This window comes from Luteitalea sp. (genome assembly GCA_009377605.1).
Lineage (GTDB): Bacteria > Acidobacteriota > Vicinamibacteria > Vicinamibacterales > Vicinamibacteraceae > WHTT01.
On record WHTT01000254.1, the window covers coordinates 1 to 719 of the forward strand.

Sequence of the window (719 nt, forward strand, 5' to 3'; positions counted from 1 at the left end):
CGCGCCGGCCGCCCGAACGTCCGCGATCAGCTGTTCGTGGCGCGGCCGGTCCAGGATGACCACCGTGATGTCGTACACGCCGCGTCCCAGGCGCTCCGCGATGGTGCCGAGCGTCTGCGCGACCGGGTCGTTGATGCTCACGTGGCCCGCGACCATCGGTCCCACGATCAGCTTCTCGAGGTAGGTGTCCGGCGCGTGCATGAGGCCGCCCGGCTCGGAGGCGGCGAGGACCGCCGTGGCGTTGGTGGATCCGGTTGCCACCAGGTTCGTGCCCTCCAGCGGATCCACCGCGATGTCGATGGAGGTTGCCGCATCCGGGTTGCCGACCTGCTCGCCGATGTAGAGCATCGGCGCGGAATCGCGCTCTCCCTCGCCGATGACGATGGTGCCGCTGATGTCGGCATCGTCCATCGCCTTGCGCATGGCGGTGACGGCCGCCTGGTCCGCCCCATCCCGGTCTCCACGGCCCATGAGGCGGGCGGCCGCGATGGCGCCGGCCTCGGTGGCGCGGATGGCCTCCGCGATGATGACCTTCTCGACGGGTGCCCGCGATTCCATCGGTCTAGTGCCTGAAGTGGCGCCGGCCGGTGAAGACCATCGCCATGTGATGGCGGTCGGCCACCTCGATCGCCATCTCGTCACGGATGCTGCCGCCGGGCTGGATGATGGCGGTGACGCCGGCCTGGGCCGCGATCTGGATGCCGTCCAGGAAGGGGAAG

1 protein-coding gene is annotated in these 719 nt (G+C 70.1%); it reads right to left on the bottom strand.

What is annotated here, in order from left to right:
- Window positions 1-558, bottom strand: a 558-nt coding sequence (locus GEV06_28805) for a fructose-bisphosphatase class II (protein MPZ21844.1), incomplete at its 3' end; no start/stop codon positions are given.
- Between the last annotated feature and the right edge of the window lie 161 nt (window positions 559-719).